We start from the raw sequence: 24,231 nt of genomic DNA on the forward strand, positions 1-24,231 counted from the left end.
GTACAGGTAATCGTGAGTGGCGATTCGGGTCCGGCGGCTTCCCGAGTACGTGAAGGCCCCCTTCCTGTACATAGGCGCAAGGAAGGGGGCCATCACGTACTTCAACGCGCCTAGATCAACGACTCCAGGTGGTCCACCGCGGCCACCACTCCCCCGGCCGCCGCGAACGAAGCCCGCACCCGCGCGGCCGCCGCGGCGTAGGCGGGTTCGGTGAGCACTTCGTCGATCGTGCGGCGGATGTCCGGCGCCTTCACGCGGTCGAAACGCAGCCGCAGCCCGGCGCCGGCGGCCTCGACCTGCTGGGCCAGCATCGACTGGTCATCCCGGATCGGCGCGATCACCAGCGGCAGCCCGGAGGCGAGGCTTTCGCTGACGGTGTTGTGCCCGCCGTGGCAGATCACGGCCGCCGCCTTCCGCACCACCTCCGCCTGCGGGATCCGCCTGGCCAGCAGCACTTCGTCGCTGAACAGCTCGCCGGTCGGATCGACGACCAGGCCTTGGACCTCGGGCATCGCGGCGAGGGCGTCGACGCATTCGGACAGGAAGCGGCGGCCGAGGGCGGCGTTGGCGGTGCCGAGGGTGGCGAGGACGAGCGGGCGGCCGTCGAGCCGGTCCCACGAGAACCCCACCGGGGGCGCGGGCGGCAGCGCCGGGCCGACGAACCGGACCGCGGCCATCCCACCGATCGGTCCCGTCAAGGTCACGGTGGTGAAGGCGAGCACGAGGTCCGGCGAAAAACGCAGGTCACCGCAGGACACCCGGTGCCGCGTCCGGAGGCCGTCCTGCAGCCCTTCGACCCAGGCGGCGACCTTCGGCAGGGCACGCAGCGGATCGCCGAGTTCGGTCGACGTCGACGCCGAGGTCACCCACGGTACGGCCCGGCGGCTCGCCACGAGAGCACCCGCGAAGGCCTGCTGATCGGCGATCACGACGTCCGGCCGGAAGTCGGCCACCGCCTTCTCGACGCCGGGGACCATCGCGTCGGCGAGCGGGACCAGGTACTGCTCCCACAGGAACTTCAGCGCCGCGAAGCCACGCAGGCCCTCGGGACGACGTTCGACGGCGAACTCCAGCGCGTCCCCGGCCGCGTACACCCGGCCCGCGCGGCTCAGCCCGGATGTCGTGGGTTCCGGGCCGCACCAGGCGACGTCGTGGCCGCGGCGCAGGAGTTCGGCGGCCACCGCGCGCAGCGGGGCGACATGCCCGGTGAGCGGCGGGACGACCAGCAGGAACCGGCTCATCCGCGCGGCCTCCCGTGCCGGGCGATCCAGTTCAGCAGCAGCTCTCGCACCTCCCGGTGCTGCTCGACGAGCACCGAATGCCCCTGGCCCTCGAACACGTGCAGCTCACCACGGGGCAGCAAGGACGTCAGCGCGGTGAGATCGTCGGCCTGATAGCCGTGACTGCCCAAAATGGACAGAACGGGGCAGTCGATCGCCGCCACCTGCTCCATGGTCAGCAACGGGCCGAGGGGGACCTCCTCGGCCATCGTCGTGGACATGATCCGCTCGGCCGCCATCCGGGCCAGCCGCCGGTGATGAGCGCTGTAGTTGGCCTCGATCCAGTCGAAACTCTCCTCGACCTCGAGGAATCGCACGGTGTGTTCGAGGATCTGTGCCATCTTGTCCGCCCACAGCTCGGTGGCGGGTTCCGACTCGATGCACACGATGCTGCGCACCCGCTCCGGCTTCGCCACGGCGTAGCTGTAGGCGAGGGTGCCACCGAAACTGTTGCCCACCAGATGAACCGGCCGGTCGAGGTCGAGTTGGGACAGCAGGTCGTCCAGGTCGGCGATGAAATCGGCGATCGTGTACCCGCGCTCGGGGCGTTCGGTCTTGCCGTGGCCGCGCAGGTCGTAGCTGACCACGTCCACCCCGGCGGCGGCGACCGGCGGGGCCAGCGTGAGGTAGAAGCTCGCCAGGCTGTCGGTGCCCATGCCGTGCAGGAACACCACGGTCTCCGTGCCTCCGCCGGAGACGAGGTGCACGTTCGTGCGCAGACCGTTGACGGTCATCGTCGGCACCGTGTCAGCCCCGTTCGCCGAGGCGGGCGGCCACGTAGTCCGCGATGTCGCCGACCCGCAGGCCGATCACGTCGTCGAGATCCTTCTCGGCCAGGAACTCCGCGAGGTTGACGTCCGCGCCGAAGTGCTCGGCGAGGATGCTCGCGAACGTCACCAGGTCGATGCTCTCCAGCTGGAGGTCCTCGTGGAAGGTGGTGTCCGGGGTGATCTCGATGCCGAGGACGTCGGCGTCCCCGACCAGTTCCGTCAGCAATTCGGCCACGGTGCCGAAGACCGAGACCGGGCTCTGCTGTTCGATCGTCATGCTCTGCTCCTGTTCTTACTGTCTGGAGGTGAACCCGCGGCCGCGATCGACGTCGGCAGGGCGCTGCGGGCGAACCCCGTCACGGCGGGCGACCACCGCGATAGCGGGGTCTTCGGCCAGGGCGGGTTCACGCGTCTGGTCCTTTCTTCGGGGACATCTCAGCTCCGCCCACTGGCTCACCCGCGGTTCCAGGCCACCACGTGCCCCGGTATCCCTGCGAACTCCACCCCGGTACCGATCTCCTCGCCCAGCCCGGCCAGATCACCCTCGGCACGGACCGCGATCCGGGGCGGCGACGCCGACGCTTCGCGAACCAGGGCGACCGCGAGGTCCCCGGACTTCGCGAGGGCGACGGCCACGGCGAACTCCGGCAACGTCCTGCCGTGCTGTCCGGTCACCGTGGTCCCGTCCGCGCTCACGCGGATCTCCGCCGGGTAAACCCCTTCGACACCGTCCTCGGCGAGCCGCGCGCGGACCGCGTCCTTGATCGCGATCCGTTCCAGCAGCCAGCCACGCTGCCGTCGGGGCTCACAGGCGGCGAACTCGGCGCGTTCCTCGGCGCCGAGGTAGATGCCGGCGTAGATGTCGCGTGCGGCCGGGCTCGGCCAGCGATCGGTCACCAGCGTCCAGGCACCGTGATGGTCCTCGGAAAGCCGGTGCCGGTCCGGGAAGGCGTAGACCCGGTGCGCGGGCCGGTCACAGGGGAACCGGATGTCCCGCCACTGCTCGATCCGCGCCAGCACGGTGCCGTCCCGCACCAGTTCGGCGTCCATCTCCAGCACCTCCGGCCTCGGCAGCCGCACCCGGACCACGCACCGCAGCGAGGTGCCCGGCGCCGGTTCGGGTCCGTACCAGGTGATGCGGCCCATCGACGTCGGGAACGCCAGCAGCGCGTCCGCCTTCGTCGCCATCAGCCAGCAGCCCAGCAGCTGGCCGACGTTGTCCAGCAGCGCACCGGGCGCCGACGGCACGACGAGGTCGCCGCGGATATGCCGTTCCCCGAGCCCGATCAACCGGACGAGTCCTTGGTAGGAGGGACCGTGGAACATTTCGCGGCGCGAGTAGATCTCGGCGGCGCTCAGCGGAGGCGCGGTTTCCGGCCCCGGCAGGGACGACGGCCGGGGCGCCACCGGGTAACGCGCCGCCAGGTGGACGTCCATACTGGCGTGCGGTCCGATTTGGACACTGATCCGGTCGCCCTCGCGCGTCATCGACATCGGCACGCGCCGCGCCGGGGCGGCGATCAGCCATCGCGAGAACGCCGCGTTGCTCACGCCGGCCGCGACCGTTCCCGGCCAGGCGCGTTCGGCCGCCCGGCAAGCCAGGTCGACCAGCGTCGTCGCGGGAACGGTGGGACGGAAGTCCGCCTCCTCCGGCCATCCGTCACGCTGGCGGAAGAACCGGTGGTCCACCAGATACGGCATCGTGACCACCGATACGTCCACAGTGGACTGTACGGTGCGCTGCTCTTCCCGCCGTTTCGCCGCGTTGACGACGCTCGCCGCCGCCTGCCTGGTCTCGGCGAGCAGCGCGGTGAACTCCGCGACGATCGCCTCCGGCACGCCGTCGGTCAGCTCGGGAATCTCGCCTGCGCCTTCGAACATGCCCTTGACGTCGTCGGTGACCGAGAGCAGCGTGCCCGCGGTGTCGATCCGGGTCCGGCGTGGCTCCAGGACGTCGAACGCGGGCCGTCCGCCCTCGACCCAGACCGCGGTGGCGACCCGGCGCAGCTGGGCGAGACCGGGCCGGGTGCCGGACGACGCCGCGACGACCAGATGCGGGCGTTCTCCCAGCGTGTCGGCCACGAACGAGCCGACCTGACCGGCGCCCGCCTGCACGAAGACGCGGGCGCCGTCGGCATAGAGCGCGTCGACGAGCTCCCGGAACCGGACCTTGCGCACCAGATGGGCCAGGTACAGCTCGCGGACCTCCACCGGATCCGCGGGATAGGGCCGCGCGGTGGTCGCCGACCAGACCGGGACTCGCGGCTTTTTCAGGTCCAGTTCCGCCGCGAGGCGGGTGAACGGCCCGAGCCGGGACCGCATGAGCGGGGTGTGGAACCCGGATCGGAACGGCAAGGTCCTGGCCACGACGCCGTGCTGCGTACACAGTTTGGCGAGCCGGGCCGCGGCCGCGGGATCGCCGCAGACGATCGTCTGCCGCGGCGCGTTCTCGTGCGAGATCATCAGTTCCGGCTCGGCGCCGAGCAGGTCGGCCGCCCGGCCCGCGGAGCAGCCGAGTACCAGGAATTCGGCGTCGGGCAGAGTGAAACCCTGCGGCCAGTACCGGCTCAGCATGTCCTTGGTGGACTGACCGGGATACATCCCCGCGGCCTGCATCGCGGTCCACTCGCCGACACTGTGCCCGGCGAGCGCGTCCGGGCTGATGGCGAGCCGCCGCAACGCGGTGTCCAGCAACAGCCCGACCTGCGACACACTCGACGCGCGGGCCAGCACGCTCGTCGTCGACCACTCCGGTCGCTCCAGGCCGAAATGCCGGGCGACGTCGGCGCACCGTGGTTCCGCGTCCGCCTCCAGACCCGGGTAGACGAACACGGTCTTCGCGCCGTCCTGCTCCAGCAACGGCGCCGTGGTGCACCAGATGTCGCTGGGCCCGTGCCAGGCCTTGCCCCCGGCCGCGACCTTCGCGAGCACCCTCCGCGCGACTTCCAGCCGCTTCTCGGTCGGTCCGACGATCCCGATGCGGCATGGGCCCTCACCTCCGGATCGCGGATCCGGCCGGTCGAGCAGGACGCGCAGTTCGTCCGGAGTGGACGCCGCGAGCAGCAGCACTCGCTCGGGTTCTTCGGACACCTTCGTCCGCCGCGGCCGGGCGGGCGCCGGATCGGCCTCCTCCAGCACCACGTGCGCGTTGACGCCGCCGAAACCGAAGGCGTTGACCGCCGCCCGGCGTGGCACGTCACCGGCGAACCACCGCTCGGCCCGGGTCAAGGTGCGGAACCGGGTCTTGTCCAGCAGCGGACTCGGATCGGCACAGTTCAGGGTCGGCGGCAGGACCGCGTGGTGCAGCGCGAGCGCGGCCTTGACCAGCCCGGCGGCCCCGGCGGCAGGCATGGTGTGCCCGATCATCGCCTTGACCGCTCCGATCGCGGCGCGAGGCCCTTCCGGCGGGCCGAACACCTCGGCGAGGGTGGCCAGTTCGGCCGCGTCCCCGGCCGGGGTCGCGGTGCCGTGCGCCTCCAGCAGGCCGAGCGCGCCAGGCGCGGTGGGATCGAGCCCCGCCGACGCCCACGCCCGGCGCAACGCCAGGATCTGGCCCGTCACGGCCGGGCTGAGCAGGCTCGCGGCCTTGCCGTCACTCGACGTGCCGGAGCCGCGCAGCACCGCGTAGACCCGATCGCCGTCGCGGCGCGCGTCGTAGAACCGTTTCAGCACGACGATCGCGGTGCCCTCGCCGATCAGCAGGCCGTCCGCGTCGCGGGAGAAGGGGCTGATCCGCTGGCTCGGGGACAGGGCGCCGAGCTGGGTGAACATCGACCAGAGCGTGTCGTCGTGGCAGTGGTGCACCCCGCCGGCCAGCACGACGTCGCACCGGCGCCGGGCGAGTTCGCCGATCGCCTGATCCACGGCCAGCAGTGACGAGGCGCAGGCGGCGTCCACGGTGTACGCGGGGCCGCCGAAGTCCAGCCGGTTGGCCACCCGCGACGCGGCGAGGTTCGGCACCAGCCCGATCGCGGCGTCGGGGCGGAACTCGCCGAGTGGTTCCAGCAACGCGTTCCGGAGCCTGTCGAGCAGCTCCGGACTGGTCGACGGGAGGAGTTCCCGCACGGCGCCGGTGAGCTGGCGGACCGACCGGACCCGCTGGTCGAACCGCTGCAGACCGGGCGAGAGATAGCCGCCCCTGCCGAGGATCACGCCGACCCGTTCCAGGTCGCCCAGCCGCCGCAGGCCACCGGCGTCGTCGACGGCGGAAGCGGCCACGGCCAGTGCGACCAGCTGGTCGGGTTCCATCCCGGCCAGGGAACTGGGCGCGATACCGAGCGCCGTCACGTCGAACTCGAGGTCGTCCGCGACGAATCCGCCGCGCCGCCCGTAGGTGCGGTCGGGAGTGCTGCCGTCGCGAGCGTGGAAGCTCGGGTCCCAGCGATGCGGCGGGATCTCGGTGATCGCGTCGGTCCCGGAAACGATGTTCTGCCAGTATTGGTCCACAGTGGACGCACCGGGGAGGAAGACGCCCATCCCGACGATCGCGACCGGCTCCTGGTTCACCATAGTGATGCCGTGTACAGCACTGAGCGCACGTCGGCCGGACCGTAGGCCAGCTCACGCAACAACGCGGCGGTGCCCTCCTCCGGGTCGATCAACGCGACCTCCCGCCGTTCGTACTCACGGGCGAGTTCCGGCGACACCATGCCGGCATGGTCGTCCGAAGGTGCCCAAGGTCCCCAATGGACGGTCAGCGCGCGGCAGCCGGTACGCTCCGCCCACTGCTCGCCGAGAGTCTCCAGCGCGTCGTTCGCCGCCGCGTAGTCGGTCTGACCGCGGTTGCCCAGCACCGCGGCGATACTGCCGAAGAACGTGACGAATCCGGGCCGCACGCCGAAGTGCTCCAGCGCGTCGAGCAAAGCCCGCGCACCGTCCACCTTGGTCCCGTAGACCGTGCGGAAGGAGTGCTCGTCCTTGTCCGCCATGAGCTTGTCGTCGATCACTCCGGCCGCGTGCACGACACCGTCGATCCGGCCGTATCGCGTGTGCAGATCCTTGACCAGCTGCCGGACGGCGGTGCCGTCGCGGACGTCCAGCGACCGGTAGGCCGCGATACCGCCGGCCGCGCCGATCTGGTCGAGTGTCCTGGTGATCTCGCGCTGGGCCAGCACGGTACGCACCCGGCGTTCGATGTCGGCCAGCGAACCACCGCGCGCGGCCAACACCGAACGCATTCCCTGAGCGTCACCGGGCAGGTCCTCGTCACCGGGTTCCGCGGGCCACGGCGTGCGCCCGGCCAGTTCGATCCGGCATCCGCTCGCCGCCAGCGCGACCGCCGCCCGCGCGGTGATCCCGCGAGCACCGCCGATCAGCAGCAGCACCGACTCCGGCCCGAGCCCGAGCGCCTTGATCTCCCCGCCGTCCGGGCCCGCGCCCGCGTAGGCGAGAGAGCCGAGGGATCCCGCCGACGGTTCGAAAGCGGCGCGACCGGCGGTGTCGTACCGCACGGCGGCCGGGCCCTCGGCGATCACCTCCTCCAGCACTATCCGCGCGAGGTCCACTGTGGACTCCAGTTCGACCAGTCTGGTCGGCTTGGTCCGTTCCCTCGCCGCGGCGCGGACCAGGCCGCGCAGTCCGGCGGTGTGCCCCGCCCCCGGACGAGCCACCACGACCACCGCGCCTTTGGCTTCCTTGAGCAGTCCGAACACCTGCGCGGCGACCGGTTCCTCGGCGTCCGACAACGGGTTCAGCACGATGACGACGTCGGCCACGTCCCGCACCCCCGCCGTCGCACCCGCCTCGGCGAACACCGTGCGGACCGACTCGGCCAGCTCCTCCTGGCCGGGGTCGAAGCTCACCGCGATCGTCTTGCCGTCGACCTTGGCGAGATCGGGCGTATCGAGCGGCGCGGGCACCCTGCTCAGCAGGTACCGGCCCGGCGCGCGACCCAGCGGGGACTCGGCGGGTGCCGTCGCCACGGTTGCCGTCGCCGAGGGTTCGAGCCACTTCCGCAGCCGCGCGGCCAGCGCGCTCGCCGTCCGGTCGCGGCTGAGCTGATCCTGGGCGTCGTCGTGCACCCGTCCGGAGAGGCCGAGCTTCGCCAGCAGCGAGCCCGCGATTTCGGTGCGTTTGATGGAGTCGATGGAAAGATCCGCTTCGAGGTCGAGATCGGCGTCGATCATCTCGGCCGGATAGCCGGTACGTTCACTGATCGCGCCGATCACGGTGGCGAGAACGTCGCTTCCCGCGGCGGGCGCCGGTGCCTCGGCCACGGGTTCCGCGGCGACGGCGGGCACCGACGCGACGGGCGGTGGCCCGACGGACAGGTGCGCGGCAGGCAGCTCCACGGTCGGCGGCACCTGCACGACGGGGGCCGCGGGAAGTGGCGCGGTGCCGAGGTATCCCAGCATCACGTCCCGTTGCGCCGCCAGCAGCTCGCGGCTGGTGCGGAGGAATTCGACGACGGCCTGGTCACGACCGGGCGCGGGCTGGTTCATGGTCGTCCTCGGGATTCGTCGGGCGGGCACGAGCCCATGGGCGGGGACCTCGCCGCCGGGCGCGCGGACGGTCTGGCCGTCCACGGTCCAAGCAGGCTTGGGAAGCGGTCCGACGCGGACCCGGCCGCGGAAGAGCCGCTCGGTGCGGACGTCGACGCCGGTGAGCGCCAGCCGCGCGAGCGCGGTGAGGAACCCGCGCAGACCGGGGCCGCCGGGATCACACGCGACCACGGTGTGCGGCCGGTCACCGAGGATTTCCTTGGCCAGCCGGGAAAGCACCTGTCCAGGGCCCGCCTCGACGAACGTGCGCGCTCCCGCGGCGTACATGCCCTCGATCAGCTCGACGAACCGCACCGGCGCACCGATCTGCGCGGCCAGTTCGGTGCGCGCCTTTCCGGGCTCGTATGGCCCGGCGGTGCGGTTCGACCACACCGGCAAGGCGGGATCGCCGATCTCGGCGTTGTCGAGGTCGACGGCGAACACGTCGCTCGCCCCGGCCACCAGCGGACTGTGGAAGGCGCACGCGACGGGGATCCGTTTGGCCGCGATCCCTCGCTCCCGCAGCTCGCGGACGGCGTCTTCGACCGCGGCCGTCGGTCCGGAAAGGACGGTCTGCGCGGGTGCGTTGTGGTTGGCCAGCACGACATCGGCGCTGTCGAGAACGGGGGCCAGTTCTTCACGGGACGCCTTCACCGCGGCCATCGTCCCGGGATCGGCACCGGCGACCTCGGCGATCGAGCGGGCCCTGGCCCGGCTGAGCGCCACCAGGGTCGGGGTGTCGAAGGCACCGGCGACCGACAACGCGGCCAGCTCACCGTAGCTGTGCCCGGCCAGCAGATCCGGCCGGACACCGAGGTCGGCGAGCAGACGGCAGACGGCCGATTCGACGAGCCCGAGCGCGGGTTGCGCCACGCGCGTGTCCTTGAGCGCCTCGTCCTGCGCCGCCCGGATCTCCTCGCCGAAAGCACGAGGCGGGAACGTGGTCGCGGCGACGTCGGGAGCGAGCCGCAGCACGTCGGCCAGCTCCGGGAAGTGCACGAACAGCTCCGCCAGCATGCCGGTCCGCTGACTGCCCTGTCCGGGGAACAGGAACGCGACCGCGCCGGCGTCGGTGCCGTCGGCGGTGAGCCCGCCCCTGTCCTCGGCGGCCTCCCGCAGGTCCGCGAGGTCACTCGCGACGACCGCGAGCCGCACCGGCCCGGAGCCGTCCCGCTCGGCGGCGAGCGCGGCGATCTCCCGCAGCGGACGACCTTCGTTCGCCGCCAGCAGGTCCCGCAGCGCGGCGCGGGCACTGTCCACATCGGAGCCCCGGAGCAGGACGAGCTCCGTGTCCCAGTCGCGGGGCCCGTGCCGCCGGTCGGGCGGTACCCCCGGGGCCGCCAGCACCGCGTGGAAATTGGTCCCACCGAACCCGAACGCGCTCACTCCGGCGAACTCACGGCCGCGCGGGACCGGCGACGGCCGGGCGCCGGTGGAGAAGGTGAAGGGACTGCTCTTGGCGTCCCAGGCGGGGTTCGGACTGCTCAAGTGCAGCGTGGGCGGCACGATCTCCTGCCACAGCGCCAGCGCCGCCTTCATCAGCCCCGCCAGCCCCGCGGCGCATTTCGTGTGCCCGATCTGGCTCTTCACCGAACCCAGCGCGCACGTGCCCGGCCCGGCACCGGCGTCGAGGAAGAACTCGGTGAGCGTGGTCAGTTCGGTGGCGTCGCCGACGACCGTGCCGGTGCCGTGCGCCTCGACCAGCGAGACGTCGGCCGGCGAGACCCCGGCGTCGCGGTAGGCCCGTTCGAGCGCCCGGCGCTGCCCCTCGGGCCGGGGCGCGGTGAGACCGAGAGCCTTTCCGTCGCTGGCCGCGCCGACGCCCTTGACCACGGCGTAGACCCGGTCGCCGTCGCGTTCGGCGTCGGCCCGCCGCTTGAGCACGAGGCAAGCGACGCCCTCGCCGAGCGCGATCCCGTCGGCCGCCGCGTCGAACGGGCGGCACCGCCCGGTCGGCGACAACGCGCCCGCGGAGGTGAACATGAGGTAGTCGTTGATGCCGTTGTGCAGGTCGACCGCACCGCACAGGACCATCTCGCTGGTGCCCGCCCGCAGTTCCTTCACCGCGAGGTCCAGCGCCGCCAGCGACGATCCGCACGCGGCGTCCACGGTGTAGTTGGTGCCGCCGAGGTCGAGCCGGTTGGCGATCCGCCCGGAGATGACATTGGCGAGCGTGCCGGGGAACGAGTCCTCGGTCAGCTCCGGCAACTGGGAGAGCAACTCCTCCGGGACTTCTTCGAGATAACTCGGCAACAGCGCGCGCAGGACCCCGGCGTTCGCCAGGTCTCCCCCGGCTTCGGCGCCGAAGATGACACTGGTGCGCTCGCGATCGAAGCCGCCGTCGCCATAGCCTGCGTCTTCGAGGGCGCGCCGCGCCGTCCGCAGCGACACCAGCTGCGCCGGGTCGATACTGCCCATCGACGTCGGCGGGATGCCGTAGGAGAGCGGGTCGAAGTCCACCGGCGGCAGGAAGCCGCCCCACTTCGACGTCGACTGACCGGCGTAGACCTCTTTGTCCCAGCGTTGGTCCGGCACCTCGGTGACAGCATCCGCGCCACGCAGGATGTTGGACCAGAACGCCGGGAGATCGGGCGCGCCGGGGAACACACACGCCATGCCGACGATGGCGATGTCATCGTCCACAATGGACTCATCGGCGGGTGCGCGTACCGCGAGCAGTTGCGTCGCGCCTTCGGTGACTTCACGGTGCAGGGTGGCGATGTCGGTGCGCTCTTCCCGCAGGACCGTGACCTGGCCCGCCATGTACATCCCCTCGGCGCGCTGACCGAGCGCGTCGACCTCGACCAGGGCATCGCCTTCACGCCGGATCCCCTTGCTGGCGATCCGCAGCCGCCCGGCGTTCAGCTCTTCCAGCCGTTGCCATGCCTCCTGCGGCGGGATCCCGGCCGCGCGGAGCCCGGCCTTCAACGCGGCGAATTCCTCGGTGTACGGGCTGGGCAGGCAGCGGGTGAGATGGCCGGGCGCGGTCTCCAGGGTGACCGTGGACCCGGCGTCGAGCACCCGGTCCTGGAAGACGCCGGTGATGGCGCCGTGCGTCACGGCTTCCTCGGTGAACAGGTACGCGGTGCCCATCAGGACACCGATCCCGCCGCCTTTCACCGGTTCCGCCATCGCGGCGACCATGGCGGCGGACCTGGCGTCGTGCACGCCACCCGCGAACAGCACCTCGACGTCGTCGGCGCCGTGTTCGCGCAAGACGTCCAGCTGCTGCTCCCACAGCACGAAACTCGACCGCGGGCCGACATGCCCGCCGCACTCGGCGCCCTCGAAGACGAACCGGCGGACCCCGGCGTCGAGGAACTGCCTCAACAGGATCGGCGACGGCACGTGGAGGAAGGTCGCGATCCCGTCGGCTTCCAGCGCCTTGGCCTGTGCGGGTTTCCCGCCCGCGATCAGCACGCAGCGCGGGCGCGCGGCCCGGATCGCCGCGAGTTGTTCGGCGCGCAGGGCCTCCGGGACGAAGCCGAGGATGCCCGCTCCCCATGGCCGGTCACCGAGTGCCTCGGCGGTGCGGCCGAGCAGTTCGGTGGTCTTCGCGCCGTTCGCGGTCGCCACCGCGACGAACGGGAACCCGTCGTGCGCGGCGACGGCGGCGGCGAAACCGGGCTGGTCGCTCACCCGCGTCATCGGCCCCTGTACGACCGGGAGGCCGGTCCCCAGCGTCCGGCGCAGTCGAGCACCCTGCTCCGCGGGGTTCGCCGACGGTGGCCTGGCGAGCGAACGCACGACCGATCGGACAGCGCTTTCCGCGTCCTCGAACCGGTTCGCGAACAGCGCCGCGAGCCCGTCGTCGGCCCTGGCCAGTTCGAGGCGCGCCGCCGAGGGCAGGTCGGCTTCCGGGAACAGGCCGAGCCCGTCGAGCACCACCCCGGCCGCGCCACCGGCGACCGCGGCCACCGCCGTCCGCGCCCCGATGCCGCCGTACGCCCACACCGGGACTTCATCGCCGAACCGCTCCAGCAGGCGCTGCAGGAGGACGAACGTGGTGAGATCCGAGCCGCCGGCTTCGGCGCCCTTGGCGACCAGACCGGAAGCGCCGGCGCCGAGCATCCGGATGGCCTGTTCGACGCCGGTCACCTCGGCCAGCACGGGAACCTCGACCGTGCCCTGCCAAACTGTCCCTTCGGTCAGCAGGACGAGCTCCGCGCCGCTTTCCCGCACCTCTTCCGGGCGCACGCGGCGGCCCGCCGGGATCCGGACCCCGAACGGAAATCCTCTGTCCACTATGGACCCGGTCGGGCCGAGGTCAAGGACGCCGAGCCCGCCACCCCTGGCGACGGCGGCGGCCAACCCGGCATCCGGCCGTTCGAGCGGATTGACGCCGAGTACCCGCGTGCGCGCCGTCGCATCACTCACCGGCGGACCTCCTGTTCGGCTTGGCTGGGTCGAACCTCGCCGGGTTCGGCGATCTTCAGCGGGATTCCCAAGAAATAACCTACTTGCCGCAGAGAGCGCAATACTCTCGCATCAGAACTCGGAAAACAAGAGATCGCATGCTAAAGTCCGGCGCCGGAAACAAATAAGTCGACATGGTCAGAACGAGCCTCTGACCTGCACTTTTATCACCTCGACTCCAGATTTCGGCGCCGCATTGCTCACCGCCATCACAAAACAGAAGAATTGTCATCGACAGCAGAACTAATAGCCATGGAGCGCATGTGGAACTGACAGGACGAGTCGTCGTGCTGACCGGCGCGGCGCACGGTATCGGCGCCGCCATGGCCCGGCGGTTCGCCGCCGAAGGCGCCGCCGGAGTGGTGGTCTCCGACCTCGACCTCGACGCGGCGGAGAAGGTCGTCGCCGAAATCACGGCCTCGGGCGGTGCCGCGATCGCCCGCCATGCCGACGCGGCGTCCAAAGAGGACTTGAAGACGCTGGTCACCGCGGCGCGCACGGAGTTCGGTCCGGTGGATCTGTTCTGCTCCAACGCCGGCGCCGCCTTCGGCACCGGCGTGCACGCCGCGGAAGAACAGTGGACGCGGTCATGGGCGATCAACGTCATGCAGCATGTGCACGCGGCACAGGTCGCGCTGCCCGCGATGTTGAGCCGCGGTAATGGATACCTGCTGATCACGGCTTCGGGCGCGGGCCTGCTCGGCACCCCCGGCGACGCGCCGTACTCGGTCACCAAACACGCGGCCGTCGGGCTCGCGGAATGGCTGGCCATCACTTACCGGCCGCGTGGTGTGCGGGTCAGCGCGCTGTGCCCGCTCGGCGTGCGGACCGCGCTGCTGGAGCCGGGGATCGCCGCCGGTCACCCCGCCGCGCTGGCGATCGCCGCCGCGGCGCCACTGCTGGAACCGGAAGACGTCGCGGAGTCCGTCGTACACGGTCTGGCGTCGGAGGAGTTCCTGATCCTGCCGCATGAATCGGTGCGGGAGACCTACGCGCGCAAAGCCGCGGGGCTCGACGAATGGATCGACCGCACCATCCTCGAGACCGGCGCGCTGAAGAGGTGAGCATGGACTACCGCAGGCTCGGCGCGAGCGGGCTGTCCGTCAGTGAGATCTCCTACGGCAACTGGCTCACGCATCCCGACGGCGCGGAGTGCGTCGAGGCCGCGCTCGACGCCGGGGTCACGACCTTCCACACCGCCGCGGCCTGGGACGGCGGCGCCGCCGAAGAGAACCTCGCGGCGGCACTGACCCCCACGCGCCGCGACGATCTCGTGCTGTGCACCGGGGTGTTCTGGCCAGAGGGCCCTGGCGTGAACGACGCCGGTCTCAGCCGCAAACACCTGACCACGTCGCTGCACGGTTCGCTCCGGCGCCTGCGCACCGACTACATCGACGTCTACCAGTTGCTGCGGTTCGACTACCGCACCCCGCTGGAGGAGACGTTCCTCGCGCTGTCGGATCTGGTGCGACAGGGGAAGATCCTCTACGCGGGCACGGCGGAATGGACGGCCGAACAGCTGCTGGAGGCCAAGCCGATCGCCGACCGGCTCGGTGTCCCGCTCATCGCCAACCAGCCGCACTACTCGATGCTCTGGCGGGTCGCGGAGGCACAGGTGATGCCGGTGTGCGAACGCGCGGGCATCGGCCAGTTCGCGTCGGTCCCGCTCGCACAGGGCGTGCTGACCGGCAAGTACCGGCCCGGCGAGATCCCGCCGGACTCGCGGGCCGCGAAGTCCCCCGAGGCCCGGCCGTTGCTCCTTCCGGAGCTGATCGAACGTGTCGGCCTGCTGCGCGGCGTCGCCGATGAGGCCGGACTGACCATGGCGCAACTGGCGATCGCGTGGACGTTGCAGCACAACACCGTCGCTTCGGTGGTGACCGGGGCCAGCAGCGCCGCACAGGTGACCGAGAACGCGAAGGCGTCCAGGGTGGTGCTGGAGCTGGACGTGCTGACCCAGATCGATCAGCTGCTGGGCAGCTTCGTGCAGACGGATCCGCGGCTGACCTGGTCACCACCCGCGACCAGGTAGGCCTGCCGATGTCGTGAGTGGCGATTCGGGTTATTGAGTGGTAAGGCAACCACACAGTCCCGCGTGATGGGTCCGATTACCGGCCAGACTCGTGAAAAGGTGAGGGGGTGTGTGGAAACAGAGACAGTGAACGTCCCTATTTCCACCCACCCCTCACCCTGAGTGACGTCTCACGCTCGTCAATCCGACACGTTCGCCCTACCCCTCAATCACCCGAATCCCACTCACGCCAACCCAGCCCACCCCACACCGCATCCTCAAACTCTGGAAGTCCACGAAGGTGGCTCCCAATGTCGCATGGGTGACGCTGAGCGTCACTCATGCGACATTGGGGAACAGCGTTCTCACGCTCGGCGCCGCGTCCATGAGGGAATCGGGACGTTGGGTGTCGGAGATTCCTTCATGAACGACCCGTGCGCCCTGCGACGACAGTGTCATCATGGCCGTCGCCAATCACCCTCATCGGGCACCTCGCTTTTGGTGGCTCCCCCACCCTGAGCGTAGGGAGGAAGGCCTTCACGGCCCCGCAACGAGCGTCAGCGCCTCGGCCAACCCGGCCACCTCACCGTCCGAGGCCGCCCACGCGACGTACCCGTCGGGCCGCAGCAAAAAGGCGGGATCGGCGGCCGTCTCGACGACCCGGACCCGATCGGTGTGGCCAGTCACGACGTCGCGGATCTTCTCAGAGCCCGCCATCAGGAGCGGACGCCCTTCCCGCTCCACCGGCTGCAGCGGGGCGAACCGGCCGACGAGTGGATGGGCGGAGTCCGGCGCGTAGTCGATGTCGGTACCGTTGCCCATCGCGATGAAGTGCCGTTTGGCCGCCGGAATCTCCAAGGTCTCCGCCAGTACCTCGCGGAGCGCGGCCACCTGCGGGCCGGGACGCATCAGGGCGACTTGGGCCCGGGTGTCGCGCAGCACGCGCTCACCGACGGGGTGCCGTTCGGCGGTGTAAGTGTCCAATAAGGACTCCGGTGCCGCGCCCCGCACCACCAGACCGAGTTTCCAGCCGAGGTTCATCGCGTCCTGGAGGCCGAGGTTCAAGCCCTGACCGCCGATCGGCGAATGCACATGCGCGGCGTCGCCCGCCAAGAGCACTCGCCCTGCCGATAGGTGGCCGCCTGCCGGGTGTTGTCACTGAAGCGGATTCCGCCGTCCAGTCTGGTGACCGTCACATCGACTCCGGCGGTGCGCCTGATGCTCGCCTGCATCTCCTCGGCCGTCAGCGGCGCGTCCCGGTCGCCCGGTCCGCCGTCGAACTCGATGGTCGAGATCTCGCCCGGCACCGGTGACAGATGCACCAGCCCACCGGGGCCGTGCATGGACGTCTTCACCAGGTCCGGATCGGCGAGTTCGGCCGAGGCGACCCGCCCGGTCATCGTCGCGTCCGTACCGGGGAACGCGATTCCGGACCGCTTCCGCACGACACTGCGGCCGCCGTCGCACCCCACCAGATAGGCGGCCCGCTCAGCCCGGCCATCGGCGAGCACGGCCCTGACCGCCGATTCTTCCTGAACGACGTCGACGACTTCGTGGCCCGTGCGGATCCGGACACCGAGTCCGACCGCCCAGTCGTGGAAAATCCGTTCCAGCAACGGCTGTTTGAGCACGAACCCGGCCGCGGCTCCGGGCTGGATCTCGTCTTCCATGAGCGGCAAGCCGGCAAAATGGCCCCTGGACCGATTCCCTTCCATCATTCGCGCGAGCCCCCGGGCGACGCCGAACATCTCGCTCTGCGCCTTCACCAATGCTTCGGTCAGGCCGCGCATGCGCAAGGACTGCGAGGTCCGGCCGTTGAGACCGCGTAACCCGAAGCTCCGGTTCCGGCGGATGGCCCCGTCTGCCGCCTCCAGTACGAGCGGATCCGCTCCGGCCAGCCGAAGCTCACCGGCCAGCAGCAGGCCGACCGGTCCCCCGCCCACGATGATCACGTCGTTCACGACACCCCCGTTATTTACAGCGTATATGTACGCCGTAAATATGGTAGATACACCGTAAACCTGTCAAGCGAAGGGCGCCGAGATGACGCGAAGAGAACCGTTGAACCGGGGGAAGGTCCTGGACGCGGCGCTCGCCTTGGCCGCCGAAGAGGGCCTTAAGGGACTCTCGATGCGCAAGCTCGCCAAGACACTCGGCGTCGAAGCGATGGCGCTGTACAACCACGTCCGGAACAAGACCGACATCCTCGACGGCATCGCGGAACGCGTCTACCGCGGGATCGAACGGGCCGACCCCGCCGCTCCCTGGCCGGACCGGGTGCGGGTCACCGTGCTCAACCTCTACCGCGCGCTCGCCCGGCATCCGGTCGTGCCGATGGCGCTGGTCACCGACGAGGCCACCCCGAACTCGCTGCGCGCCCTGCAACCGATCGAGGACCTCGTCGGCGCGCTGTACGAAGCCGGGTTCGACGACGACGGGGTCCGCCAGACGTTGGGCGCGCTGAACAGCCTCGTGTTCGGTTCCCTGCTGCTGACGACCGCCGGGTTCGCCACGGAACGACGCGGCGAAGCCGAACAGGAGCAGATGGACCACTATCTCCGGCGGATCGACCCGGCGGTCCTGCCGAACTTCAGCCGCGCGCTGCCCGCGCTCGCGACCGTCGATCCGGAGCGTGACTTCGCCAGGGCCTTGGACATCCTGATCGACGGCCTCACTTCGGCCGCAGCATCGGGACAAGGAACCGCCTAGCCACTTCGCGGACCTGTTCGTCGTCGTCGAGATCGATGACGTGGCTCGGGGTGACCAGGAACGAGGCGGAGACCCTCGTCATCAGTTCGGCGACGAGTTCGACGTCGACGTCCTCCGAGACGTGGCCGGCGTGCTGCTCGCGGCGGAGCTGGCCCGCGACGAACCGCTGCACCGTCGCCAGGGTGTGCCCGCCGTCGCTGACCATCGACGGAACGAGCACGTCGGGCTCGACGGTCATCAGCCCGCCGATCAGCGGGTTGTGCCGGATCGCCCGCAGCGCGCTGGCGAAACCGAGCACGACCCGGTCCGCGGCCGATTCGGCGTCCTGGATGTCGATCAGGAACTGGTCGAAGTAGCGCCGGAATTCGCGGCGCACCACCTGCTCGACCAATGCGTCCTTGGTGGCGAAGCGGCGGTAGGCGGTGATCCGGGAGACGCCTGCCCGGCGGGCGACGTCCTCCATGGTGGACCGGCGGATCCCCATCCGGCAGAACTGTTCGTAGGCGGCGTCGAGCAGCCGGAGCGCGATCTCGTCGCCTTCTTCGGCGCGTTCGAGCGCGTCGGTGAGCGCGCGCTCCAGCAGAGAATCCGGGTCTGGCGTCTTCGCGATGATTGTGCTCTCCTTGAGATACGCGGTTGCACTACTTGTATCACAGTATCAATCCGCAGGTCCTGGACTCAAGGAGGAGTACTGGCGCATGACCGAACTCAATCGACGCAAGATGCTGATCGTCAGTGGCGGAGCGACGCTTCTGGGGGCCATGGGGCTGGCCCAGCCCGCCTGGGCGTGGAGTCCGAGCGGTTCGGTGGCCGGGACGGGGGCGGGCACCGATCCGAAATGGGTGTGGGACGCCGAGGCGGATCCGGTGGTCGCCGCGGTCCTCGACCGGGGACAGGTGGCGCAGGTCAACCAGGCGCTGCGGACCTGGACCAGGAACGACCAGCCGACGCCGTCCGGGCTACCGCCGGATTTGCGTGAGTTCGTCGAGCACGCGCGAGCGCTGCCATCATGGGCCGATCAGTCCAAATTGGACAAGGCGGCGGATTTCATGAAGGTCAGCGGGCGGTTCGTCAACCTGCTGAACGGCCTCGGCGGCGGGATGCTGAGCACCGCCATCCCGAACGAGGCCAGGGCGGTCTACTACTCCAAGGGCGGCGCGGACATGAAGGACCGCGTCGCGAAGACGGCCAAGCTCGGCTACGACGTCGGTTCGCTCAACGCCTACCGGCCCGACGGCCAGATGATCGTCTCCGCGGTGAAGACCCGGCTGGTGCACGCCGCCGTCCGGCACCTGCTGCCGCAATCGCCGCACTGGCAGCAGGGAATCCCGATCAGCCAGAACGACATGCTGGTCACCTGGCACACCCTGCCGACCTACACGATGCGCAAACTGACCGAGTGGCGCGTCGCGGTCTCCCCCGCGCATTCCGCCGCCTACCTGCACAGCTGGCAGGTGACCGGCCACATGCTCGGGATCAGCGACGAGTACCTGCCCTCGACATGGGAGGCGGCGTACGCGCAGTCCACGCAGGTGCTGGACCCGGCGATGGGACCGACCCGCGAGGGCGTCGAACTCACCGACATCCTCCTCGACATGCTCGCCGAGCAGACCAGCCCCGGCGGCGCCGACCGGCCGATGGTCAACGCGCTGGCCCGGTACATCGTCGGCGACCGGGTCTCCGAGTGGAACGGCATCCCGCGCGAACGGATCTGGGACCCGCTGATCGGCACCGCTTTCCCGGCGCTGGTGGCGTTCCACGAGAAGCTCATCCCGCTGCCGCTGGTGCCGCCGGTCGCCTGGGTGCTGGACGAGGCGATCCGGAGGTACATCCGGCTGTGGCTCTCGGAAGGCAGGCCGGTGCACATCGAGATCCCCGACATGAACCGCCCTTCCTGAGCACCTCCCGACGCCATGAAAGGTCCTTTCCTTGCGAAATTTGCAAGGAAAGGACCTTTCATGGCGCGCGCGGGGTCAGTTCAAACTCGAGCAAGGCCTCGCGTCGGGGTCTTGAGCCCCCTTCGGCACCCACCGCACGTTCGCGAACGAAGCCGAGAACGGCCCGTCGGTGTACACCAGGAACGGCGTGTTGATGTTCTCCAGGTCCAACCCGTTCGCGAAGCACGACACCGGGATCTTCACCGTCGACTTCGGCGCGCCCGCCAGGTCGGTGAACAGCTTGGTCGCGTTGACCTCGGAGAAGCACGGGTAGACGCAGTGCATGCTGATCACCGTCCGGTTGGCCGGCGCCTGATGCACGACGGTGTCGAACTCCAGCGCCGCGTCGGCGTTGAGGTAACCGCGCAGATCGTTGGTGCCGGCCGGATTCTGGAAGTAGAGCTGGGCAGGGCCGGCGCCGGTCCAGGTCGACTTGAGGCCGTCCTGCTGGACGTTCACATCGGACTGGACGACCGCGATCTCGGCGTGCGAAGCGGTGCCGTCCGGGCCGATCTCGGTGCCGCCCCAGTTCTGCGCGGAACCGATGAAACCCTTGTACGGGGCGATATCCGTCCGATTGAACAGCTCGAGGTCCTCGGTCGCGGTCCCGCCGCCACCGGTCGAACCACACGTCACCGGGCCGGCCGTCTCGTCGAGTTGCCCGATGGTGACCCGCTGCCCGGTCTTGAGACCGTAACCGAGTTCGAACAGCGGGTCGTAGTCCGCCGAGCCCGCGTTCAGCGGTGTCTGGCAGGCGCTCTTCGGCCACGAGTACGGCAGGGTGCCCTTGAATCCGCCCTTGACGAGGACATCGGCGACGCCGCCGCCCTCGGTACCCGGCAGCCAAGCCGCCACGAACGCGTCCGAGCGGTTGATCTCCTTGTTCAGGTACAGCGGGCGGCCGCCGACGTAGACCGTGACGACGGGAGCGCCCTTGCCGCGGACCTTGTCCAGCACGGCCAGGTCCTCGGGGTAGAGCTTCGCGGCTTCGAGCGTTTTACGGGTCAGGTCGCCGACGCCTTCCGCGTACGGGGTCTCACCGATGACGGCGATGACGGCGTCGTAGCCCTTCGGGTCGGTGTCGCCCTTCTCGTCGAAGGTGACGTTGACGTCGCCCAGCTGCTGCTTGAGCCCGGCGAGGATCGAGGTGGCGTTCGGGAAGTCGGCGTTGGTGTTGCCGGTCCCCTGCCAGCTCAGCGTCCAGCCACCGGTCTGGTTCTGGATGCTGTCCGCGCTCTTGCCGACCACCAGCACCTTCGACTTCGGCTTCAGCGGCAGCACGTTTCCGTTGTTCTTCAACAACGTCTGCGACGAGCGGACCGCGTCACGCGCCAGCCAGGTCTCCTTCAGCGCTTCGTCGGAGTTGGCGTAGGAGCGCTCGGACGGCTTCTGCGACTCGTACAGTCCGGAGCGCAGCTTGACGCGCAAGATGCGGGTCACCGCGTCGTCGATCCGCGAGAGCGGGATCTGGCCGCCGTTCACCTGCGCGACGGTGTTGGCGATGAACGCCTTCCAATCGTGCGGGACCATCACGATGTCGATGCCGGCGTTGATCGCCTGCGGGCACGAGGCGTTGGTGCAGCCGGGCACCTGGCCGATGCCGTTCCAGTCGGACACGACGAGGCCGTCGAAGCCCATCTTGCCCTTCAGGATCTGGTTCAGCGCCTTGTCACTGCCGTGCAGTTTGCCCTCGTTGATCCCGAGTTCGGCGTTGGTCCAGCTGTTGAACGACACCATCACGGTCTGCGAGCCCGCCGCGAGCGCGCCGTAGTAGCCCTGACCGTGGACATTGATCATCTCGGCCTCGGAGGACGGGTTGACTCCCTGGTCCTGTCCCTTGAGGGTGCCGCCGTCACCGATGAAGTGCTTGGCGGTGCCGATCACGCCGTTGTAGCCGATGCGTTTGGTCGAACCGTCCTGGAGACCGTTGATCGCCTCGTAGCCGTACGCCCGGGTGATCCGCGGATCCTCGGAGAACCCTTCGTAGGTCCGTCCCCAGCGGTCGTCCTTGACGACGGCCAGCGTCGGCGCGAACGCCCAGTCCTGACCGGTAGCGCGGATCTGCCGGGCCGTCGCCGCGGAGATGTCGCGCACCAGGCACGGGTCGTGCGCCGCGCCGAGACCGATGTTGTGCGGGAAGACGGTGGCGCCGTAGACGTTGTTGTTGCCGTGCACGGCGTCGATGCCCCAGATCACCGGGGTCCGGGTCCGGCTGCTCTTGGCGGCGTCCCAGTAGGCGTCGGCGAGCTTCAGCCAGTCCTGCTGGGACGCGTGCTTGTCCTGGTTCGGCCACGAGCCGCCGCCGTTGAGGACCGAGCCGATGGAGTACTGCCGGACCTCGTCGGGAGTGATGGCGGCGATCTCGGGCTGGGTCATCTGCCCGACCTTCTCCTCGAGGGTCATCCCCTTGAGGAGCTGGGCGATCCGCTGCTCGTCACCGGCCTTGCCCTTGAACCGGCTCTCGACCTTCGGCCAGTCGGCGAGCGTCGGGAGGCTCTTCTCGATCCGGGCGCAGCCGTCCCGGTCGAGCGCGGGCTTCCCGATCACGGGCTGCTCGGCCGCACCCGCCGTCGGCGCCACCGCCACGGCGCCGCCGAGCAGGGCGAGGCTCATCAGGGCGACAAGCGGACTTCGGCGCGCACGAGAACGTCTTGCCATGGTCTGGTCCATTCTGCGGGAGGCGGGGACCGGCCGATCCTCACCGGAGGGGACGGGCGCGTCAAGAGTTTCGGACCGGTACGGCCGCTGTTAATTTCTGCCATAAAATAAGACTTGACATGTCACCCCCGGACGTCGAGCGGTGAAACGCCGCTTGACCTCCACATTGCTGGAGATTTTACCTTCGCGGAAGACGAAGGGAGAGCGAACATGACCGTCTTGGTAACCGGAGCCACCGGGAACACGGGCCGCCGGGTGGTGGCCGAACTGCACCGGCGCGGGGAACGCGTCCGGGCGCTCACCAGGAATCCCGCCGGAGCCCGGCTACCGGCAGGCGTCGAAGTGGTGGAAGGCACGCACACCGCGCCGGAAACGTTGACCGAAGCCTTGGAGGGCGTCACGCGGCTGCACATCACCGCGACGGCCGGGCTCGCCGACGTCGGCACCGAACTGGTGAACCGCGCCGTGGACGCCGGCGTGCGCCGGATGACCATGGTGTGGGGCGGCTACGTCGGCCCGACGGAACAGGCGATGGCCGAGTCCGGGGTGGAGTGGACGCGGCTGGAGCCTCAGGAGTTCATGTCCAACACGCTGACCTGGATCGACGCGATCCGCAGCGACGGTGTGGTCCGGGAGCCCTACGACTTCCCCAGCGCGCTCGTGCACGAGGCCGACATCGCCGCCGTCGCGGTCACCGCGCTGCTGGAAGACGGCCATTCGGGTCAGGCGTACGACCTGACCGGCCCGGAAGTGCTGACCCCGCGTCAGCGGGTCGCGGTCCTCGCTAAAACCCTCGGCAGGGACATCACGTTCGCCGAGCTTCCCCATGAGGCGGCCATCGACCGGCTGATGGCCACCGGAGTCTCCCGCGAAGACGCCGAGTACGTCATCGGCTGGTACGCCGACCCGCCCGCGGAGGCGAGCACCGTGGTCGGCACGGTCGAGAAGGTGACCGGCCGCCCGGCCCGCACCTTCGCCCAGTGGGTCACAGAACACGCCGACCGGTTCTGAACTCACGCCGGAAGCGGCCCGACCGCCTTCACGATCTCCAGCACCGGAGCGGTGTGCAGCGTGCGGATCGCGCGCTGCGCACCGAGCCGCCGGGTGAGGTAGCGGTGCAGCGCGGCGGGGTCGGGACACAGCGCCTGCGCGATCAGATTGGTCGGCCCGGTCGTGGCGGCGACCACCGCCAGCTCCTCGTGGGCGGCCAGGGTCGTCGCGACCTCGTCCAGATCCGCCGGTGCGATCGCCATCCACAGGAACGCCTGGGTGGTCACGCCGTACAGGGCCGCGTTGATCTCGACGTCGAAGAAGAGCGCACCGCTCGCGCGAAGATCGTCCAGGCGGCGGGTCACGGTCGACGGCGCCAGTCCGGTCGCGACGGCGAGCTGCGTGACGCTCATCCGGCCGTCGTGGCGGAGCACGTCGATCAGGGCGTGGTCCGCCGGGGTCAGCGGACCCTGATCGACGGCGGTTTCCTTTACCCGTAACGCTTCTTGTTGTTCCTCGGTCAGTGCGGCCAACCGTCCGTGCCAAGCCGCCGGGCCGCCGAGATAGGTGTGCAGCATGAGATGGGCGGACACCGCCGTGACGGTCGCGGTGCGCGGGATGTCGTGCAGCAGCATCGCGCTCGGCGAATCCGTCGGCGTCTGCGCGATCGCGACGATCTCCGTACCGCCCGACGTCAGCTTGACCCAGGACGTGTCCGGCCGCTTGGCCAGCGAACGGGCGAGCGTCCGTGCCGTGGCGGGCTGGGCGGTGAGCCGCACGATCCACTGGGTCAACCCTGCCCTGCCGGGATCGGGCAGGCCCACCACCCGCAACCCGGCTTCGGAGCGAAGCCGCTGGTAGCGACGCGCGACGGTCTGCGTGGACACGCCCAGCACGACGCCGATACGGCTGAACGGCGCCCGGCCGTCGAGGTGCAGCGCATGGATCAAACCGCGGTCGATCTCGTCAAGCATGGAAGAT

General features: G+C 70.0%; 14 protein-coding genes and 1 pseudogene. 5 read left to right on the forward strand and 10 right to left on the reverse strand.

Going from position 1 to position 24,231, the window contains the following annotated elements; translation table 11 throughout:
- Window positions 1-110: 110 nt before the first annotated feature.
- The 5 genes from AVL48_RS34880 to AVL48_RS34900 all read right to left on the reverse strand — a co-directional run bounded on the left by AVL48_RS34880 (window position 111) and on the right by AVL48_RS34900 (window position 12,906).
- The gene (locus AVL48_RS34880; protein ID WP_061987605.1) at window positions 111-1,241 is read right to left on the reverse strand and encodes a glycosyltransferase; all 1,131 of its coding nucleotides are present in this window, start codon (window positions 1,239-1,241) and stop codon (window positions 111-113) included.
- Window positions 1,238-2,023: an alpha/beta fold hydrolase gene (locus tag AVL48_RS34885; RefSeq protein WP_061987603.1), complete on the reverse strand. Its 786-nt coding sequence runs from the start codon at window positions 2,021-2,023 to the stop codon at window positions 1,238-1,240. The genes AVL48_RS34880 and AVL48_RS34885 overlap by 4 nt, the downstream gene beginning before the upstream one ends.
- A gap of 4 nt (window positions 2,024-2,027) precedes the next feature.
- Window positions 2,028-2,327 (reverse strand): acyl carrier protein, encoded by a 300-nt coding sequence (locus AVL48_RS34890; RefSeq protein WP_061987601.1) that lies wholly within the window; start codon window positions 2,325-2,327, stop codon window positions 2,028-2,030.
- Window positions 2,328-2,503: 176 nt separating this feature from the next.
- Window positions 2,504-6,559 carry a beta-ketoacyl synthase N-terminal-like domain-containing protein gene (locus AVL48_RS34895; protein WP_061987599.1) on the reverse strand — a complete coding sequence of 1,352 codons (4,056 nt, stop codon included), beginning with the start codon at window positions 6,557-6,559 and terminating at the stop codon, window positions 2,504-2,506.
- The gene (locus AVL48_RS34900; protein WP_061987597.1) at window positions 6,553-12,906 is read right to left on the reverse strand and encodes a type I polyketide synthase; all 6,354 of its coding nucleotides are present in this window, start codon (window positions 12,904-12,906) and stop codon (window positions 6,553-6,555) included. Before AVL48_RS34900 ends, AVL48_RS34895 begins: the two co-directional genes overlap by 7 nt.
- A gap of 302 nt (window positions 12,907-13,208) precedes the next feature.
- Between AVL48_RS34900 and AVL48_RS34905 the strand changes: the two genes are divergently transcribed.
- A complete protein-coding gene (locus AVL48_RS34905) occupies window positions 13,209-14,009 on the forward strand; it encodes an SDR family oxidoreductase (protein ID WP_061987596.1) in 801 nt (266 codons plus the stop codon).
- Between the two features lie 2 nt (window positions 14,010-14,011).
- Entirely contained in the window at window positions 14,012-14,977 is a 966-nt protein-coding gene (locus tag AVL48_RS34910) for an aldo/keto reductase (protein WP_061987594.1), read from the forward strand.
- Between the two features lie 516 nt (window positions 14,978-15,493).
- Here the strand turns inward: AVL48_RS34910 and AVL48_RS40915 are convergent.
- Both AVL48_RS40915 and AVL48_RS40390 read right to left on the reverse strand, forming a co-directional pair.
- A complete protein-coding gene (locus AVL48_RS40915) occupies window positions 15,494-15,865 on the reverse strand; it encodes an aromatic-ring hydroxylase C-terminal domain-containing protein (RefSeq protein WP_425319912.1) in 372 nt (123 codons plus the stop codon).
- 81 nt (window positions 15,866-15,946) lie between these two features.
- Window positions 15,947-16,917, reverse strand: a pseudogene (locus tag AVL48_RS40390) (FAD-dependent monooxygenase); the annotation flags it as partial.
- 82 nt (window positions 16,918-16,999) lie between these two features.
- Between AVL48_RS40390 and AVL48_RS34920 the strand changes: the two are divergent.
- The gene (locus AVL48_RS34920) at window positions 17,000-17,665 is read left to right on the forward strand and encodes a TetR/AcrR family transcriptional regulator C-terminal domain-containing protein (RefSeq protein ID WP_061987592.1); all 666 of its coding nucleotides are present in this window, start codon (window positions 17,000-17,002) and stop codon (window positions 17,663-17,665) included.
- On the opposite strand, the gene AVL48_RS34925 is transcribed toward AVL48_RS34920, so the two are convergent.
- Window positions 17,628-18,278, reverse strand: coding sequence for a TetR/AcrR family transcriptional regulator (locus AVL48_RS34925; RefSeq protein WP_061987590.1), 651 nt, complete (start codon window positions 18,276-18,278; stop codon window positions 17,628-17,630). The genes AVL48_RS34920 and AVL48_RS34925 overlap by 38 nt on opposite strands.
- A gap of 85 nt (window positions 18,279-18,363) precedes the next feature.
- On the opposite strand from AVL48_RS34925, the gene AVL48_RS34930 reads away from it, so the two are divergent.
- Window positions 18,364-19,563 carry an oxygenase MpaB family protein gene (locus AVL48_RS34930; protein WP_061987588.1) on the forward strand — a complete coding sequence of 400 codons (1,200 nt, stop codon included), beginning with the start codon at window positions 18,364-18,366 and terminating at the stop codon, window positions 19,561-19,563.
- Window positions 19,564-19,638: 75 nt separating this feature from the next.
- On the opposite strand, the gene AVL48_RS34935 is transcribed toward AVL48_RS34930, so the two are convergent.
- Complete coding sequence (locus AVL48_RS34935) at window positions 19,639-22,215, reverse strand: glycoside hydrolase family 3 protein (RefSeq protein WP_061987586.1); 2,577 nt, start codon at window positions 22,213-22,215, stop codon at window positions 19,639-19,641.
- Between the two features lie 255 nt (window positions 22,216-22,470).
- Here AVL48_RS34935 and AVL48_RS34940 point away from each other — a divergent pair, with 255 nt between their 5' ends.
- Window positions 22,471-23,271 (forward strand): NmrA family NAD(P)-binding protein, encoded by an 801-nt coding sequence (locus tag AVL48_RS34940; RefSeq protein ID WP_061987584.1) that lies wholly within the window; start codon window positions 22,471-22,473, stop codon window positions 23,269-23,271.
- Window positions 23,272-23,273: 2 nt separating this feature from the next.
- Here the strand turns inward: AVL48_RS34940 and AVL48_RS34945 are convergent, their stop codons facing one another.
- The gene (locus AVL48_RS34945; protein WP_061987582.1) at window positions 23,274-24,224 is read right to left on the reverse strand and encodes an Lrp/AsnC family transcriptional regulator; all 951 of its coding nucleotides are present in this window, start codon (window positions 24,222-24,224) and stop codon (window positions 23,274-23,276) included.
- Window positions 24,225-24,231 lie beyond the last annotated feature (7 nt).

The sequence above is a fragment of the Amycolatopsis regifaucium genome, from assembly GCF_001613935.1.
In the GTDB taxonomy this organism is placed as follows: Bacteria; Actinomycetota; Actinomycetes; order Mycobacteriales; family Pseudonocardiaceae; genus Amycolatopsis; species Amycolatopsis regifaucium.

Coding starts and splice junctions, on each gene's coding strand:
- AVL48_RS40915 (WP_425319912.1), bottom strand. CDS start 15,865: ATGCGTCCCGGCCCGCAGGTGGCCGCGCTCCGCGAGGTACTGGCGGAG.
- AVL48_RS34935 (WP_061987586.1), bottom strand. CDS start 22,215: ATGAGCCTCGCCCTGCTCGGCGGCGCCGTGGCGGTGGCGCCGACGGCG.
- AVL48_RS34895 (WP_061987599.1), bottom strand. CDS start 6,559: ATGGTGAACCAGGAGCCGGTCGCGATCGTCGGGATGGGCGTCTTCCTC.
- AVL48_RS34920 (WP_061987592.1), top strand. CDS start 17,000: ATGACGCGAAGAGAACCGTTGAACCGGGGGAAGGTCCTGGACGCGGCG.
- AVL48_RS34880 (WP_061987605.1), bottom strand. CDS start 1,241: ATGAGCCGGTTCCTGCTGGTCGTCCCGCCGCTCACCGGGCATGTCGCC.
- AVL48_RS34945 (WP_061987582.1), bottom strand. CDS start 24,224: ATGCTTGACGAGATCGACCGCGGTTTGATCCATGCGCTGCACCTCGAC.
- AVL48_RS34910 (WP_061987594.1), top strand. CDS start 14,012: ATGGACTACCGCAGGCTCGGCGCGAGCGGGCTGTCCGTCAGTGAGATC.
- AVL48_RS34930 (WP_061987588.1), top strand. CDS start 18,364: ATGACCGAACTCAATCGACGCAAGATGCTGATCGTCAGTGGCGGAGCG.
- AVL48_RS34940 (WP_061987584.1), top strand. CDS start 22,471: ATGACCGTCTTGGTAACCGGAGCCACCGGGAACACGGGCCGCCGGGTG.
- AVL48_RS34890 (WP_061987601.1), bottom strand. CDS start 2,327: ATGACGATCGAACAGCAGAGCCCGGTCTCGGTCTTCGGCACCGTGGCC.